The organism is Streptomyces sp. NPDC005070, from assembly GCF_053600395.1.
Genome location: NZ_JBSFZS010000027.1, coordinates 15,307 through 31,846 on the forward strand (window position 1 = coordinate 15,307; position 16,540 = coordinate 31,846).

Below are 16,540 nucleotides of genomic sequence, written 5' to 3' on the forward strand. Positions count from 1 at the left end.
AGGCCCTCGGAGCCACCGCGTGTCCGGCACACGGGCTCCCGAAGCCACCACGCGTCCGGCACACAGGGCCTGGACGCCGCCGCCTGATCCGGACGACAGGCCCTAGCTCTCCGACGCCTTGCCGCCCGAACGGGCCGCCCCCGCGGCCGCCTTCACCCCGCCGTCCTTGGCGCCCCCAGGGGCCTCGAAAGACTCCAACGCCTCAAGGACGTCCTGGACACGGGAGATCTCCGTATTGATGTCCTCGCGCCGGCGGACCAGGACCTCCAGGTCGCGCTTGCCCTCCTCGACGGCGGCCTTCGCCTCCTGAATGGCCTCGGACCTGATCTTCTCCGCCTCGGTGACGAGCGAGGACTTCTTCTGCTCGGCCTCCTTGAGGAGCCCCTCGGCCTTGCGCACGGCCGCGATCCGGACCTTGCTCGCCTCGGAGTTCGCCTCCGCCACCAGGTCCTTGGCCTTCGCCTCGGCCTTCGCGAGCTGGTCCTCGGCGGCCTTGATGAGCGCGTCGCACCGGTCGCCCGCGTTCTTCATCGTCTCGGACGACTCACGCCGAGCCCGCTCGTGCAGATCCTCGATCTCGGACGTGACACGGTCGCGCAGCTCCTCCGCGCGCTCCCGGATCGCCGTGGCGTCCCGGCGCGCGCCGACCAGCAGCCCGTCCGCGTCCGCGCGGGACCGCTCCACCACCGTGTTGCCCTCGACGGTCGCCTCCGAGACGAGCCGCTCGGCCTCGCCACGCGCCACACCGACCATGGTGTCGGCCTGCGACTCGGCGTCCGCCGTCGTCTTCTGCGCGCTCTGCTGCGCTTCCGAGAGCAGCTTGTCCGCCTCGGACGCCGTCTCGGAGATGAGCGTGTCGACCTGCTCGGCCGCCTCGGAGCGCTTTTTGTTGGCTTCCTGGCGTGCCTCGTCCAGCAGGCGCTCGGACTCCTCGCGCGCCGCCGTCGTACGCCGCTCGCCCTCCTCCGTCGCCCGCACCTTGAAGCGCTCGGCCTCGGTACGGATCCGCTCGGAGTGCAGCTGAGCGGAACCGACCGCCTCGGAGGCCTCGGCGCGCAGCCGCTCCGCGTCACCGGTCGCGTCCGAGATGAGCTTCTCGGCCTTGGCCACGGACTCGGCGCGTACCCGCTCGGCCTCGGCCGCGGTCTCGATCCCGAGCCGCTCGGCCTCCGCCGCTGCCTCGGTGATGAGCGTGTCCACCTGCGCGGCCGCGTCCGAACGGATCCGGTTCGCGTCCTCCCGGGCGTCCGCACGGGTGCGCGCGGCGTCCTGGTCGGCGTTCGCGATGGCGTCCGACACCTCGGTCCGCACCCGCTGGGCGTGGTCGGAGGCGTCCGAGCGCATCCGCTCCGCCTCCGCGATCGCCTCGGCGACCGTGCGCTCCGCGAGCGCGCTCGCGGCCTCCCGCTCCTCGTTCGCCTCGCGCCGCATGCGCGCCGCGTCCTCGCCGGCCCGCTCGCGCTCGGCGTACGCGTCGGCGCGGACCCGGTCCGCCTCCTCCTGCGCCTCGGTGCGCGTACGGTCCGCCGCGTGCTCGGCGGCCGAGCGCAGCCCGGTGATCTCCTCCTGGGCCTGCTCCTGCAGCCCCGCCACCGAGTCCCGCACCTGCTGCGCGGTCTGCTCGGCGCTGGAGACCATCTCGGTCGCGCGCCGGTCGGCCTCCTCGACCAGCCGTACGGCCTCGGTCTGGGCCTCCTCGACCCGCTTGCGCGCGGACGCCAGCAGTTCCTCGCTCTGCTCGCGGGCCCGCTCGCGCTCCTGGTCGGCCTCCTGGCGCGCCGAACCGAGGGTCTCCTCGGCCTCGCGGCGGCGCCGGGCGGCCTCCTCCTGGGCGGCGGCCAGCGTCTCGGCACCCTCGGCCGCCAGACGCTCGGCGGCGGCCTGCGCCTCGCCGCGCACCCGGTCGGCGCTGTCCTGGGCCTCCGACTTGAGCCGCTCGGCCTCCGCCGCGGCGTCCGAACGCAGCCGTACGGCGACGGCCTCGCCCTCGGCACGGGACGCCGCGGCGTCCGCCGCGGCCTCGTCGCGCCGCCGGTCGGCCTCCGTCTCGGCCTGGGCCTGGAGCGTACGGATCCGCTCGGCGGACTCCGAACGCAGCCGGTCGATCTCCTCGGAAGCCTCGCGGCGGATCCGTTCGGCCTCCGCCCGCGCGTCGGTCAGCGCCTGCTCGGCGGCGGCCAGACGCTCCTCGGCCTCCGTGTGCTGCCGGACCAGCCCCTCGGCGGCCTCGGCCTGACGGGCCTCTATGGCCCGCTCGGTCTCCTCGCGCTGCCGCTCGGCGGCCCGCTCCGCGTCGGCCGCGATCGACTCGGCCTGCTCGACGGCGTCCTCGCGCTGCTTCTCGACCTCCGCGCGGGTCCGCTCCAGCGTCTCCTCGGCCTGCCGGCGCAGCGTCGTGGCGCGCTCGATGGCCTCGGTGCGGACCTTCTCGCTGTCCGCGGTGGCGGCCTGGCGCAGCTCGTCCGCGTCCGCCTTCGCCTTGCCGAGCAGCTCCTCGGCGGTCCGGGCGCCTTCCTCGATCTGCTGGACGGCCTCGCGCCGGGCCTCGGCGCGGATGCGCTCGCCCTCGGCGACCGCGTCCGAACGAAGCTGCTCCGCGTCCCCGCGCAGCCGCCGCGCCTCCTCCTGGAGCTCGACGGTCTTGGCGCGGTACTCCTTGGTGTCGTCCTTCGCCGTGCCCTTGAGCTGCTCGGCGATGTCGTGCGCCTCGGCGCGCAGCCGGTCGGCCTCGGTCTCGGCCTCGGTGCGGATCCGCTCGGCCTCCTCGGAGGCCGCCTTCGTGGTCCGCTTGGCGTCCTCGGACGCCTTGTCCAGGACGTCCTCGGCGGTACGGGCCGCCTTGGCGAGCTGGGAGGCGGTCTCCTCGGCGGTGAGGCTGCGGGCGCTCTCCTCGGCCTCCGCGACGATCGTCTCGGCCTTGCTGCGGGCGTCCGCGACGATCTGCTCGGCCTCGGACTTGGTGGTCTCGGCCTCCTGGTTGGCCTCGCCGACCAGCCGGGCGACCTGCTCCTTCGCGGTCCGGGTGCGCTGTTCGTTGACCGACTCGGCGTTCGCGATCGTCTTCGCCGCGGCGTCCTTGGCCTCGGTGAGGACCTTGTCCGCCTCGGTCTGGGCCTCGCGCAGGGCCGTCTCGGCGGCGCTCATCCGCTGCTCGGCGGCGCGGCTCAGCTCGCCGGCCTGACGGCGGGCGTTGTCCGACTCGCTCGCCGTGCTGCTGCGGAGCTGCTCGGCGTGGTCGGTGGCCTCCTGGGCCTGCGTCGAGGCGGCGTTCAGCAGCCGCTCGGCGTCCGTGCGGGCACGGCGCAGCAGCGCCTCGGCCTCCGCGCGGGCCGCCTCGGCGTCGGTGGTGAGCCGCTGGCGCGCCTCGGCGGCGACCCGCTCGGCCTCCGCGCGGGTGGCGGCGAGCGCCTGCTCGGCCTCGGCGCGCGACTCGTCCAGCAGCCTGCGGGCCTGGGACTCGGAGCGGGCGCGGAGCTGCTCCGCCCACGCCACGTTCTCGTTGACGTGCGACTCGACGGTCTGGCGGCGCTCCGCCAGCTCCTGGTCGAGCTGCTGGCGCCGGGTGACGGCCTCCTGGTGCAGCTCGGCCTGGAGCCGGGCGGAGTGCTCGGCGTGTTCCTGGAGGAGACGCTGGGTCTGCGCCCGTGCCTGGCTGATCTCGCGCTCGGCGTCGACGCGAAGCTGGTCGGCCTGCATCTGGGCATTACGGAGCAGCTGCTCGGCCTGATAGCCGATGTCGGACCCGTCGTAGGCAGGACGGGTCGCCAGACTGCGGCGCGCCTCGTGCAGCTTGGCGCGCAGCACCTCGACCTGATAGCCGCGGTCCTCGGCGTGCTGGACGGCCTTCTCCCGCTCGGTCTTCAGCCGTTCCATCTCGGCCTCGAACCGAGAGAGGTGGTCGACGTCAGCCGCCGGCTCTCGCTCCTGGCGTTCGTAGCCCCGCACTGCGCGGTCCCATCCGTCCCCTGGTCGCATGTAATTCCGAACGAGCACCGTTCTTCCGCCGAACGGGGCCCCCGGGGAATGGTGTCAGATCAACGGCGGAGCAAGGGCTGCCGCCCCGACGCTCGCCCCCCGAAACCTGGACCCCGGCCCTTGGTCCCGCTCACCGGAAGGTGCCAGGACCACGGCCGTCCCCCGCGAAAGGCGACGGCCGACCCCAACCCTACCGGCCCAGATATACGGAGGTCAGTGCTCAGGTGACTCAACCGCCGCCGAAGTGACCAGTTCTGTCAGTACGCCGTGGCAATCCTTGGGGTGCAGGAACGTGATCCGGGACCCCATGGATCCGGTCCGGGGCTGGTCGTAGAGCACCCGGACGCCCTTGGAGCGGATGTCGGCGGCGTCACCGTCGACGTCCGCGGTGCCGAAGGCGATGTGGTGCACGCCCTCGCCGTTCTTGGCCAGCCACTTGCCCACGGCCGAGTCCTCGCGGGTGGGTTCCAGCAGCTGGAGGTAGGAGGCGCCGCCGTCGGACGTCTCGTTGATCTTGAGCATGGCCTCTCGCACGCCCTGCTCCTCGTTGACCTCGGAGTGGAAGACTTCGAAGCCGTACGTCGCACGGTAGAACTCGACAGTCTTGTCGAGGTCGAAACAGGCGATCCCGATGTGGTCGATTCGCGTCAGCATGGAGTCAGTGCAGCGCTCCCGGCGTGGTTACGCAACGTGCGCGCGATCACACTGCGGGCCGGATGACGGGTGGCCTACCGCTCAGTACATTCTCAGTAAACCCTCGTTCACTCCTCGGCTGTGCAAGCCGGTAAGGGGATCGCACCTCATGTCTGGAACGAACAGCAACACCTCGGTGATCGTCGCGGGCGCCCGTACGCCCATGGGACGGCTGCTGGGCTCGCTGAAGTCCTTCTCCGGGGCCGACCTCGGTGGCTTCGCGATCAAGGCCGCCCTCGACCGCGCCGGCATCGGCGGCGACCAGGTGCAGTACGTGATCATGGGCCAGGTGCTCCAGGCCGGGGCAGGGCAGATCCCGGCGCGCCAGGCCGCCGTCAAGGCGGGCATCCCCATGAACGTCCCGGCGCTCACCATCAACAAGGTGTGCCTCTCAGGCCTGGACGCCATCGCCCTCGCGGACCAGCTCATCCGCGCCGGCGAGTTCGACATCGTGGTCGCCGGCGGCCAGGAGTCCATGACGAACGCGCCCCACCTGCTCCCGAAGTCCCGCGAGGGCTTCAAGTACGGCGCCATCGAGATGCTCGACGCCATGGCGTACGACGGTCTGACGGACGCCTTCGAGAACATCGCCATGGGCGAGTCGACGGAGAAGCACAACACCCGTCTCGGCATCCAGCGTCCGGTGCAGGACGAGATCGCCGCCCTGTCCCACCAGCGCGCGGCCGCCGCCCAGAAGAACGGCCTCTTCGAGGCGGAGATCACACCGATCGAGATCCCGCAGCGCAAGGGCGAGCCGGTCGTCTTCAGCAAGGACGAGGGCATCCGCGCCGAGACGACCGCCGAGTCGCTCGGCAGGCTGCGCCCCGCCTTCGCCAAGGACGGCACCATCACCGCGGGCAGCGCCTCCCAGATCTCGGACGGCGCGGCCGCCGTGGTCGTGATGAGCAAGGCCAAGGCGCTGGAGCTCGGCCTGGAGTGGATCGCGGAGATCGGCGCCCACGGCAACGTGGCCGGCCCGGACAACTCCCTGCAGTCGCAGCCCTCGAACGCGATCCTGCACGCCCTGAAGAAGGAGGGCCTGGAGGTCGGGGACCTCGACCTGATCGAGATCAACGAGGCCTTCGCGGCGGTCGCGGTCCAGTCAATGAAGGACCTCGGCGTGTCCACGGAAAAGGTGAACGTCAACGGCGGCGCCATCGCCCTCGGCCACCCGATCGGCATGTCCGGCGCCCGCCTGGTGCTGCACCTGGCCCTCGAACTGAAGCGGCGCGGCGGCGGCGTCGGCGCGGCCGCCCTGTGCGGCGGCGGCGGTCAGGGCGACGCCCTGATCGTGCGGGTTGCCAAGGCCTGACCCGCGTTCGTACGACCGACCTCTCGTGAACGGAGCTGTGATGCAGGACGTCTCCTCGCTGGTGACCCAGGCCAGGGAAGGACGGCCGCGGGCGGTGGCCCGGCTGATCTCCCTCGTGGAGGGCGCGGCACCGCAGCTCCGTGAGGTCATGGCCGCGCTGGCCCCGCTGGCCGGCAACGCGTACGTGGTGGGCCTCACCGGCTCGCCCGGTGTCGGCAAGTCGACCTCGACGTCGGCGCTGGTGACGGCCTACCGCCGGCAGGGCAAGCGGGTCGGCGTGCTGGCCGTCGACCCGTCCTCGCCGTTCTCCGGGGGCGCGCTCCTCGGCGACCGCGTCCGGATGTCCGACCACGCCTCGGACCCGGGCGTCTACATCCGCTCGATGGCCACGCGCGGGCACCTGGGCGGGCTGGCCTGGTCGGCCCCCCAGGCGATCCGCGTCCTGGACGCGGCGGGCTGCGACGTGATCCTGGTGGAGACGGTGGGCGTCGGCCAGTCGGAGGTGGAGATCGCCTCCCAGGCCGACACCTCCGTCGTCCTCCTCGCCCCCGGTATGGGCGACGGCATCCAGGCCGCCAAGGCGGGAATCCTGGAGATCGGCGACGTGTACGTCGTCAACAAGGCCGACCGTGACGGGGCCGACGCCACCGCCCGCGAGCTCAACCACATGCTCAGCCTCGGCGAGTCCCGCGGGCCGGGGGACTGGCGCCCGCCGATCGTCAAGACGGTCGCCGCGCGCGGCGAGGGCATCGACGAGGTCGTCGAGGCCCTGGAGAAGCACCGGGCCTGGATGGAGGAGCGTGGCGTCCTGGCCGAGCGCCGGCTCGCGCGGGCGTCCCAGGAGGTCGAGACGATCGCCGTCACCGCGCTGCGCCGCCGCATCGGGGATCTCCACGGCGACCGCCGCCTGAGCACCCTCGCGGAGCGCATCGTCGCCGGCGAACTCGACCCGTACGCGGCGGCGGACTCCCTGATCGAGGGCCTGAAGGAAGCCTGACCGGCCCCGGGCGGTACCGCTCCGGGTGCGGGGCGCGTGCGCCCCGCACCCGGGTGGAGCGGCGCGCCCCGGCGTGCTGAGGTGCGGCGCGGTGCGCCGTACACCGCCGCGTGCACCCGTCGGGACAGCGCGCCCCTTTCCGGGCAACTCGGCGCGGTGCGCCGGGGGATGCCCCGGGAGGTGGCGCGCCAGGGGAGCGGAGTGATCGCGGTGCTTTCGGGCGCGGTCGTGCCCGAGCGCGCCCGTCGGACGGCGGGCCGGCGCGCTGCGCCGCGACGCGCGCCCGCGGCCGGTGCCTCGCGCGGGGACCGGGGCGAGCGTCCCGGGCGGGGCGGTTCCGTTTCGGTGGCGCGGGAACCGGCGGCGCGGGAGCCGGCGGTGCGGTCGGGAAATGCCTGGCCGGGTCGTCGTGGGCGCTGTTACGTTGAGGGCATGTTCCTCCTCTTGGCGTAGGGCCGCTCGGGCCCGCGACGTGGACACGGCACCGTGGCTGTGGCGTCGCGGCACTCCGGCGACCCCTGTCCCGCCTCGGTGTTGAGGAACTCCACCCATGTCTGCGTCAGCCTCGCGGCCGTCCTACGCCGCGCTCTTCCGCCTGCCCCACGCCCGCCGCACCTTCGCGGCGGCCATGACCGGCCGTCTCTCGTACGGCGTCGTCTCCCTGGCCATGATGCTCACCACGACCCGCGCCACCGGGTCGTACGCCGTGGCCGGCACGGTCATGGCGCTGTTCGGCGCGACGAGCGTGTTCCTGTCGCCCGCGCGGGCGGCGCTGATCGACCGGCACGGCGCCCGCCGTGCCCTGATTCCGATGGCCTCGCTCTACGCGGGCCTGCTCACGGCCTTCGCGGTCACCGCCTGGCGCCCCGGCGCTCCCGTGCCGGTGATCGGCGCGCTCGCGGTCGCCGCGGGTGCCTGCACGCCGCCACTCGGGCCCACGATGCGCGCCGTGTGGGGCGAAGTGGTCCGGGACGAACGGCTGTTGCAGCGTGCCTACAGCCTGGACGGCGTGGTGGAGGAGATCCTCTTCGTCTCCGGTCCGCTGGTCGTCGGCGCGGTCGTGCGGACGGCGCCGCCCGCCGCCGCGGTCGCGCTCAGCGCCCTGCTGGTGTGGTCGGGAACCCTGGCCTTCGTCCTGTCCCCGCTCGTGGCGGGCGTCCGTCCGCCCGCGGCGCGAACGGCACGCGGCGGGCACGGTGGGCGAAGCGGCCGGGCCCTGGGGCGGGTCCTGGCCCGGCCCGTCGTCGTGGCGTCGGGCGTCGGTCTCTCCCTCGGCGCGGTCGACCTCCTGGTCATGGCGTTCGCCGAGCGGCACCATCACGGCGCGGGTGTGGCGGCCTGGGTGCTCGCCGCGCTGTCGCTGGGCAGCGCCCTGGGCGGTCTGCTGAACGGCGCGGTCGACTGGCGCGCGGCCCCGGGCGTTCGGCTGCCGCTGCTGGCCGGCGCGCTCGGCCTCGCCCTGCTCGGCGCGGGGTTCGCCCAGAGCCTCGGGGCGCTGGCCGTGGCCGTCGCCTGTGCCGGTTTCTTCGTCGCCCCGGCCCTGACGACGTCGTATCTGATGGCCGACGCGGCGGCCCCGCCGGGCTTTCGCACTCAGGCCGGCGCGTGGGTCAACACCGCGGTGAACGCCGGGAGTTCGGTGGGCACCGCCGGTGCCGGCCTGCTGGTGGGCCGGCTGCCGCTGGGGCTGTGCTTCGCGGTCTCGGGCGCGGCCGCGATGGCGGCGGCCCTGGCCTCGGTGCGGAGCGCACGGACCCCGCGTCCGGGTGCGGACGCGGGGAACCGTGTGGCCGGCGGCGCGCGGCCCGAGGTGACGGACGGCGCGCGACTGCCCGGCTGAGGACTTCCGTCGGGACCGGGCCGCGGAGGCGGCGCCCGGTCCTACGGCTTGCCGCGCTGCCCCAGCAGGTGCTCGGCGATCGGGCGCAGCGACTTGTGCAGGTCCTCGAGCGCCTCGGGTGACAGCAGGTCGATGAAGTGCCGCCGCACGGACGCCACATGATGCGGCGAGACCTTCTTCATGGTCTCCATGCCGTGCTCGGTGAGGACCGCGTACAGCCCCCGGCGGTCGGACTCGCAGTTCTCCCGGCGCACCAGGTCCGCGTTCTCCATACGCGTGATCTGGTGCGAGAGTCGGCTCTTGGACTGGAGGGTGGCGGACGCCAGGTCGCTCATCCGCAGGCGTACGCCCTCCGACTCGGAGAGGTTCACCAGGATCTCGTAGTCGTTCATCGTCAGCCCGAACGGCTGCAGGTCCCTCTCAAGCTGGTACGTCAACAGCCTGTTGACCTCCAGGTGGGTGCGCCAGGCGCACTGCTCCGCATCGGTCAGCCAGCGTGTGGCCGTCTCGGTCTCCATAAATGAAGTCTACCTAAAATGTTGAAATGCGAACTAGTGAGGGGTTGTGTGACCGTGCGCACGTGTTCGACGTGCGTTCGACGTCACACTCCGCAGACTACCGCTCACAGCCCGAAGCGACGCTGGAGGTCCCCGAGCTGTCCGGGAAGGCGCGGTGCCCCGGCCTGCTGCCCGTGCTGACCGGGCGCCCCTCCCGCGCCGGGCACTCCGGCCTGGTGCGGGACCGCCCCCGTGGCCTGCTCGGCCATCAGGATCTCGGTGGACTGGAGCAGCACCGTGCCCGCCCCCACGAACTCGAACTGGTGCTCCTCGCCGGAGGCCCCTCCGAGGCCCGTCATCGCACGTAGACCGCCCATCACGCCTGTCATGTACCCGTGGTCGTAGTGGTGGCAGGGGGAGGGGCAGTCGGCCCAGCCGACGAGGGCCTGCGGGTCCACCCGGATCGGGGGTTCCATGAACACCACCGGACCGTTGGACGCGGCCACGAACTTGCCGGTTCCGATCAGTGTCAGAAAGCCCGGCACGATCGACTGCTTGAGCGCGAGACTTGGCTGAAAAGCGAGCAAGTTGCCGGAGCGAATGGTCAGGTTGCCTTCGTCGAGGTCGTACGAATTCACGTCGAAGGCCCGGTCGGCGAGCAGCATCTTGCCCGAGCCCTGCGCCACGACCCAGTCGCTCGCGTGCAGTGGCGAATGGAACGACGTACGGACAAGACGGTCAAGTCGGCCGTGCCCGATGCCGTTGAACTCCATCGATCCGTAGTAGGCGATCATCTTGCCCTTCTGCAGGAACCACTCACTCCCTTTGAGTTCCACGCAGAAGGTGTAGCTGTTGACGTTGTCGTCGACCGGCAGCGACATCGGATCGTGGATCACCGGACCGCCGGGGGCTCCGTACCCGCTCACAACTTCTCCTCCGAGGCCTGGACGTACACCGAACCGCTGCCGCTCAACTCCAGCTGGAACGCCTCGCCCGAACCGCGTCCCACCATGTCGCGCCAGCCCAGCGCCGTGGACAGTTTGTTGCGCACGTCGCCGTGGTGCGCCACGTACGCCTGCGGGTCGACGTGCACCGTCCGCTGCGGGGTGATCGGGACCTCGAAGACACCGCCGTGCGCCATGACGGCCACGGCCCCGTGCCCCTTGAGCGTGGTCGTGAAGAGCCCCTGACCCGTCACCTGACCCCGCACCATGCCCATGACGCCGCCCTGCGAGCCCAGGAACATCGTGCCCTGCTGCAACGTGCCGTCGAAGGCCAGCAGCCGGTCCGCCTCCACGTACAACGTGTCACCCGTGAGGCTGATCACGTGGACGTGGTGGCCGCCGTGCCCGAAGAGCACCGTGCCCGAACCCTCCACGGTCATGAGGGGGGTCGCCTCGTTGGCCAGGCGGCGGCCGATCATCGACATCACCCCGCCCTGCCCGCCCTGGATGTTCGGGGTGAACGACACCTCACCCTTGTATGCGAGCATCGCCCCGCGCTGGCTGAACAGCCGCTGCCCCGGCAGGACCGTCGCCTCGACCATCTTCGAGTTCACCTCGCGGAACGCCATCTCACACATCCCCCGCGATCGTGTTGCGTTCACTGGGCTGGACGTAGACCAGCCCGTCGCCCTCGAAGCGCATCTGGAACGCCTCGCCGCCGCCCTCGCCGAGGAACGTGCGGAACGTCACACCGGACTGCAGCGACTGCCGCACATTGCCCTGGTGCGCGATGTAGGCCCCCGGGTCGACCGTCAGCGGGTACTGCGCGCTGACCCGCAGCACCACCGCGGGCCCGTCCGACGTGATCGCCGCCTGGCCGTGGCCCTCGACGGTGGTCGTGAACAGACCGTTGCCCTGCGAGGCGCCGCGCAGCCCCGTGAACGTCGTGCCCGTGCGCAGGCCCGTGTCCGTGGCGAGCAGATTGCTCGACTCCACGTACAGCTTGTCCCCCTGAAGGGCCACCAGATTGATCTCCGAGGCCCGGTCGGCGAACCAGCAGGTGCCGTGCCCCTTCACCTCCATCACCGTCATCTGTTCGCCGGTGAGGCGCCGGGTCACCATCCCCCGGAGTCCCTCACCGCCCCCGCTCAGCTTCTTGAAGGCCATCTGGCCGTCGTACGCGACCATGGAGCCGTTCTTCGCCTTCACGGCGTCCCCGGTCATGTCGACGGCCAGCACCTTGCTGCCCTGAAGTCGAAACATCGCCACGCTGTGAAGGTAGCCGCACGGCCGGAGCACCGACAGAGCCCCCGGGTGGATCCCGTCCCTGATCCGCCCCCTAGGGCGTGTCCGCAAAGTCCCGTCTGCCCGGCGACGCCTGGCACGCACTCTCGCCGCACCGGCCCCAGACCCGAGTACATCCAGTACGCAGGCCTGGGGCCGGCACGCCGAGAGCACGCACCAGACGCCGCCGGGCCCGCCCTCCGGGCGGACGACGCGACTTTGCGGACACGCCCTAGGGGTGAGCCGTCCGGCGCCGTCGGGGCCCCCGGACCCGGGATCGCGTCCGCCGGATGCCACAATGGCCGGGACGCTTGTGCTTGCGTTCACAAGGAAGCGTTCCCCCGACAGCGAATCCCACCGAAGGTGACCCGTGGACATAAAGACCGCCACCGCACTCCGCCGGCTCCGCCTGGTCTCGGCCCCCGAGGCCGTTTCCTTCCTGCTGCTGCTCGTCTGCTCGGTGCTGAAGCGGACCACGGACTTCGACGCCGTGCCCGTGATGGGCAGGGTCCACGCTGTTCTTTTCGTTCTGTACGTGGTCTTCTGGGCGTTCGCCTGGTATCGCGCCCGGTGGAGCGTCGGCACCGCGGCTCTCTACTTCGCCCTCTCCGTCCTGCCCGCCGGCGGCTTCTTCGCCGAGCGCAAGCTCAAGCGGGAGGCCGAGGACGCGGTCGTCGCCTCCCGCGCCTTCGCGGAAGGGGCCGTGAAGGCATGATCGTCGCCTTCTCCGTGACACCGCTGGGCGTCGGCGAGGACGTGGGGGAGTACGTCGCCGACGCCGTCCGCGTGGTCCGCGAGTCGGGCCTGCCCCACCGCACCGACGCGATGTTCACCTCGATCGAGGGCGAGTGGGACGAGGTGATGGCCGTCGTCAAGCGTGCCGTCGCCGTCGTCGAGGAGCGCGCGCCCCGCGTCTCGGTCGTCCTCAAGGCGGACATCCGCCCCGGCGTGACGGACGGCCTCACCTCGAAGGTGGAGACGGTGGAGCGGCACCTGTCGGCATGACCCCGGGGCGCGGCCCCGTACCCGGAACCCCGGTCCACCGGACCGGGGTTCTTTCATGCCCGGACGGTGACGGTGAGAGAGGTGACGGAACCTCAGGGACCGAAGACCACCCGCCCGCCCGCCGCCGCACCCCTTCGGCCCCGCCCCGCTCGACGTGCCGCGAAAACTCCACTTATGTGTGGGTACCAGCCACCACGATCACCGGACGCGTTGAACCACGGGAGGGCGATGTGCGGCCCGCGGGCTACGACTACGACACCTACAGCCGTCTCGCCGGACCCCTGACCGAGCCGTCCGGCACCGGCTACCGGGTGCAGTACACCAAGCTCCTGTCGCGCGAGCCGCGCCGAATAAGCGCCATCCTGCTGACGATCCTCGCCCCGGTCCTCACCGGCGCGCTTCTCGTCTACCTCGTGTGGCCCACCCACTGGGCGGGACGCGAGGGCGGCGCGCCCTGGCTGACCGCCCTCGACACCACGATGCTCGTCGCCATCGGCCTGATCGAACTCTTCATGGTCGTCAACGTCATGAGCATCGCCCACGCGGCGATGGCCGCCCGCGACCCCGTGCCCGTCCGTCCCGCGCACGGGACCCGGGTCGCCTTCCTCACCACCTACGTCCCGGGAAAGGAACCCCTCGCCACGGTCCGCGCCACCCTCGAAGCCGCCGCCGGGCTCACCCACACCGGCCCCCTCGACGTCTGGCTGCTCGACGAGGGCGACGACGACCAGGCCAGAGCCCTCTGCGCCGAACTCGGCGTCCGGCACTTCACGCGGTTCGGCGTGCCCGAGTGGAACCGCCCCGAGGGCAGCCACAAGGCCCGCACCAAACACGGCAACTACAACGCGTGGCTCGACCTCTACGGGCACGCCTACGATTTCTTCGCCTCCGTCGACACCGACCATGTCCCGCTGCCCGGATTCCTCGAGCGGATGATGGGCTACTTCCGGGACCCCGACGTCGCGTTCGTCGTCGGCCCCCAGGTGTACGGGAACTACGAGAACCCCGTCACCAAGGCCGCCGAGTCCCAGCAGTTCCTCTTCCACGCCCTCATCCAGCGCGCCGGGAACCGCTACGGCTCACCCATGTTCGTCGGCACCAACAACGTCGTCCGGATCGCCGCGCTCAAGCAGGTCGGCGGGCTGTACGACTCCATCACCGAGGACATGGCCACCGGGTTCGAGGTGCACCGGCACCGCAACCCCCGCACGGGCCGGCACTGGCGGTCCGTCTACACCCCGGACGTGCTCGCCGTCGGCGAGGGCCCCTCCACCTGGACCGACTTCTTCACCCAGCAGGCGCGCTGGTCCCGCGGCACCTACGAGACCCTGATCAAGCAGTACGGGACGGCGCTGTTCACCATGCCCCCCGGCCGGCTCCTCTCGTACACGCTGATGCTCCTCTACTACCCGATGACGGCCGTCAACTGGCTCCTGGGCATGCTGAGCTGCTTCCTGTTCCTGTGGTTCGGGGCGTCCGGGACACAGGTCACCGCGTCCGTGTGGCTGATGCTCTACGGCGACGCCGCCGCCCTGCAGATCTGTCTCTACCTGTGGAACCGGCGGCACAACGTCTCGCCGCACGAACCCGAGGGATCCGGCGGCCTGGCCGGCATGGCGATGTCGGCCCTGTCGGCCCCCGTCTATCTGAAGGCGCTGGGCGAGGCGATCGTCCGGCGTCCCAGCCGCTTCGTCGTCACCCCGAAGGGCCAGGACGCGAGCCCCGACCGGCTCGCGACCTTCCGCGTCCACCTCGGCTGGGCCGCGCTGCTCGCCGTCTCGCTCGGCGCCTCGGCCGTCCTCGGCCACACCCACACGGCCATGCGGACCTGGGCGCTGCTGGCCATGGGCATCTCCCTCGCCCCGGTCGCGGTCTGGATCCGCACCCGCGTCGGGGAACGCCGCCCCCGGCCCCCGGCGCCCGCTCCCGTCCGCGTTCCCGACAGCCGGGAATCGCCGGCGGCCACGCCCGTCACGGTCACCGGCTCCACGACAGGAGGCACCTAGGCCATGGCCCACCGGCCCTCGAAGAAGACGAGGAAGACGCTGCTCGGTGTCACGGGCATCGCCGTCCTCGCGGCACTCAACGCCCCGGCCGCGCTCGGCTTCGCCGGTGAGACGTACCACGAGTACAAGATCTCCCGGCCCGCCTACACGGCGAAGTACGGCTCCTGGAGCAGTGTCGACATCCCCGCGCGGTACCGCACCAACGCGATCCACGCGGCCCTGCTGCACACCGGGAAGGTGCTCATCGTCGCCGGGTCGGGCAACGAGCAGAAGAAGTTCGACCGGGGGACCTTCGACACGGTCCTGTGGGATCCGAGGACGGACACCTTCAAGAAGATCCCCACGCCGGACGACTTCTTCTGCTCCGGACACGCCCAGCTCCCCGACGGCAGGCTGCTCGTGGCCGGCGGCACCGCCCGCTACGAGAAGCTGGACGGCGAGGTCGAACGGGCCGGCGGCGGCATGCGCGTGAAGAACGAGAACCCCGACAAGACGATCGTCCTCAAGAAGGGCACCGTCTTCCGCTCACCCGCCGGTGTCGACTACGCCAGCAGATTCGACGTGACGGTCCCCAGGGCCGGACGGAACCAGATCATCACCTACGACCGCAACGGCGCCATGCGGCCCTGGCGGACCGAGGTCACCGCCGGAGAGGCCCGCGTCTTCGTCGAGGCCGAGGAGAAGGGACCGGGGTCCGTCACCGACCGGCAGGCCCAGTACGAGATCGTCGGCCTGCGCGGCGAGGACGCGTACAACACGTACGGCCTCTCGGAGAGGATCACTCTGCGGAAGCAGGACTTCCAGGGCATCAGGGCCGCCTACGAGTTCGACCCGAAGGCCGAGCGGTACGTCCCCGTCGACCCGATGGACAAGGCCCGCTGGTACCCGACCCTCGTGGGGCTCGACGACGGACGCGTCCTCGCCGTCTCCGGCCTCGACGACGTCGGGGTCATCGACCCGGGCGACACCGAGATCTACGACCCGGTGACGAAGAAGTGGGGCCCCGGACCCCACCGCTACTTCCCCACCTACCCGGCCCTCTTCCTCACCCAGGGCGGCAAACTGTTCTACCCGGCCTCCAACGCCGGGTACGGACCCGCCGACCAGGGCCGCGAGCCGGGCCTGTGGGACCCGCGGACCAACACCTTCCAGAAGGTGCCCGGCCTGCGGGACGCCGACCGGACGGAGACCTCCGCGTCGGTCCTGCTCCCGCCCGCCCAGGACCAGAAGGTGATGATCCTCGGCGGCGGAGGCGTCGGCGAGTCCCGGAAGTCCACCGCCCGCACCGCCGTCGTCGACCTCAAGAAGGACAGCCCGGTCTTCGAGGACGGCCCCGACCTGCCCCAGGGCACCCGCTATCTGAACAGCGTGATCATGCCGGACGACACCGTCTTCACCACCAACGGCTCCCGGGACTACCGCGGCCGCGGCGCCAGCAACATCCTCAAGGCGCAGTTCTACGATCCCCGCACCAACACCTTCCGCGAGGCCGCGTCCCCGCGCGTGGGCCGCAACTACCACTCCGAGGCGCTGCTCCTGCCCGACGGCCGTGTCGCCACCTTCGGCTCGGACCCGCTCTTCGACGACCAGCGGAACACGAAGCTGGGCCACTTCGAACAGCGCATGGAGGTCTTCACGCCGCCGGCCCTGCACCGCGACGGCGCGATCCGCCCGGTGCTGGGGCGCGGCCCCGAGGAACTCGACGCGCACCACCGGGCGACCTTCGCCACCAACCACCCCGAACGGATCGTCAAGGCCCGGCTGATGCGGCCGAGCGCCGTCACCCACACCACGGACGTCGAACAGCGGTCCATCGAACTGGGGCTGACGAAGACGGCGGAGTCGGTCACCGTCGACGTACCGACGGACCCGGCGCTGGTGCCGCCGGGCTGGTACATGCTCTTCGTGACGGACGCGCGGGGCACGCCGTCCGAGGCGAAGTGGATCCACGTCAGGTGACGCCGTGCGCCCGGCGCGGGACCGTCGC

Annotated in this window: 13 protein-coding genes; 7 read left to right on the forward strand and 6 right to left on the reverse strand. The window is 71.8% G+C overall.

What is annotated here, in order from left to right:
- Positions 1-102 precede the first annotated feature (102 nt).
- Together scy and mce are read right to left on the reverse strand one after the other, a co-directional pair.
- Entirely contained in the window at positions 103-3,945 is a 3,843-nt protein-coding gene (gene scy / locus ACWEBX_RS12125) for a polarized growth protein Scy (protein ID WP_451884772.1), read from the reverse strand.
- A gap of 243 nt (positions 3,946-4,188) precedes the next feature.
- The gene (mce, locus tag ACWEBX_RS12130) at positions 4,189-4,629 is read right to left on the reverse strand and encodes a methylmalonyl-CoA epimerase (protein ID WP_382787320.1); all 441 of its coding nucleotides are present in this window, start codon (positions 4,627-4,629) and stop codon (positions 4,189-4,191) included.
- A gap of 148 nt (positions 4,630-4,777) precedes the next feature.
- On the opposite strand from mce, the gene ACWEBX_RS12135 reads away from it, so the two are divergent.
- The 3 genes from ACWEBX_RS12135 (at position 4,778) to ACWEBX_RS12145 (ending at position 8,817) form a co-directional block, all read left to right on the forward strand.
- Positions 4,778-5,980, forward strand: a complete 1,203-nt coding sequence (locus ACWEBX_RS12135) for an acetyl-CoA C-acetyltransferase (RefSeq protein WP_451884773.1) — start codon at positions 4,778-4,780, stop codon at positions 5,978-5,980.
- 40 nt (positions 5,981-6,020) lie between these two features.
- Positions 6,021-6,977: a methylmalonyl Co-A mutase-associated GTPase MeaB gene (meaB, locus tag ACWEBX_RS12140; RefSeq protein ID WP_355760557.1), complete on the forward strand. Its 957-nt coding sequence runs from the start codon at positions 6,021-6,023 to the stop codon at positions 6,975-6,977.
- 550 nt (positions 6,978-7,527) lie between these two features.
- Positions 7,528-8,817 (forward strand): MFS transporter, encoded by a 1,290-nt coding sequence (locus tag ACWEBX_RS12145; RefSeq protein WP_451884774.1) that lies wholly within the window; start codon positions 7,528-7,530, stop codon positions 8,815-8,817.
- A gap of 41 nt (positions 8,818-8,858) precedes the next feature.
- Here ACWEBX_RS12145 and ACWEBX_RS12150 read toward each other — a convergent pair whose 3' ends face one another.
- The 4 genes from ACWEBX_RS12150 to ACWEBX_RS12165 form a co-directional block, all read right to left on the reverse strand.
- Entirely contained in the window at positions 8,859-9,335 is a 477-nt protein-coding gene (locus ACWEBX_RS12150; RefSeq protein ID WP_355760395.1) for a MarR family winged helix-turn-helix transcriptional regulator, read from the reverse strand.
- A 104-nt stretch (positions 9,336-9,439) separates the two neighbouring features.
- Positions 9,440-10,240: an AIM24 family protein gene (locus ACWEBX_RS12155; protein ID WP_451884775.1), complete on the reverse strand. Its 801-nt coding sequence runs from the start codon at positions 10,238-10,240 to the stop codon at positions 9,440-9,442.
- Positions 10,237-10,887: an AIM24 family protein gene (locus tag ACWEBX_RS12160; protein ID WP_451884776.1), complete on the reverse strand. Its 651-nt coding sequence runs from the start codon at positions 10,885-10,887 to the stop codon at positions 10,237-10,239. Before ACWEBX_RS12160 ends, ACWEBX_RS12155 begins: the two co-directional genes overlap by 4 nt.
- Before the next feature lies 1 nt (position 10,888).
- On the reverse strand, positions 10,889-11,521 hold the full coding sequence (locus ACWEBX_RS12165; RefSeq protein WP_355760553.1) for an AIM24 family protein: 633 nt from the start codon (positions 11,519-11,521) through the stop codon (positions 10,889-10,891).
- Between the two features lie 391 nt (positions 11,522-11,912).
- On the opposite strand from ACWEBX_RS12165, the gene ACWEBX_RS12170 reads away from it, so the two are divergent.
- The 4 genes from ACWEBX_RS12170 to ACWEBX_RS12185 all read left to right on the forward strand — a co-directional run bounded on the left by ACWEBX_RS12170 (position 11,913) and on the right by ACWEBX_RS12185 (position 16,512).
- Positions 11,913-12,257: a DUF3817 domain-containing protein gene (locus ACWEBX_RS12170; protein WP_451884777.1), complete on the forward strand. Its 345-nt coding sequence runs from the start codon at positions 11,913-11,915 to the stop codon at positions 12,255-12,257.
- Positions 12,254-12,547 (forward strand): MTH1187 family thiamine-binding protein, encoded by a 294-nt coding sequence (locus tag ACWEBX_RS12175; RefSeq protein WP_389457623.1) that lies wholly within the window; start codon positions 12,254-12,256, stop codon positions 12,545-12,547. The genes ACWEBX_RS12170 and ACWEBX_RS12175 overlap by 4 nt, the downstream gene beginning before the upstream one ends.
- Positions 12,548-12,777: 230 nt before the next feature.
- Positions 12,778-14,553, forward strand: a complete 1,776-nt coding sequence (locus ACWEBX_RS12180) for a glycosyltransferase family 2 protein (protein ID WP_451884778.1) — start codon at positions 12,778-12,780, stop codon at positions 14,551-14,553.
- A 3-nt stretch (positions 14,554-14,556) separates the two neighbouring features.
- On the forward strand, positions 14,557-16,512 hold the full coding sequence (locus ACWEBX_RS12185; protein WP_451884779.1) for a galactose oxidase-like domain-containing protein: 1,956 nt from the start codon (positions 14,557-14,559) through the stop codon (positions 16,510-16,512).
- Positions 16,513-16,540 lie beyond the last annotated feature (28 nt).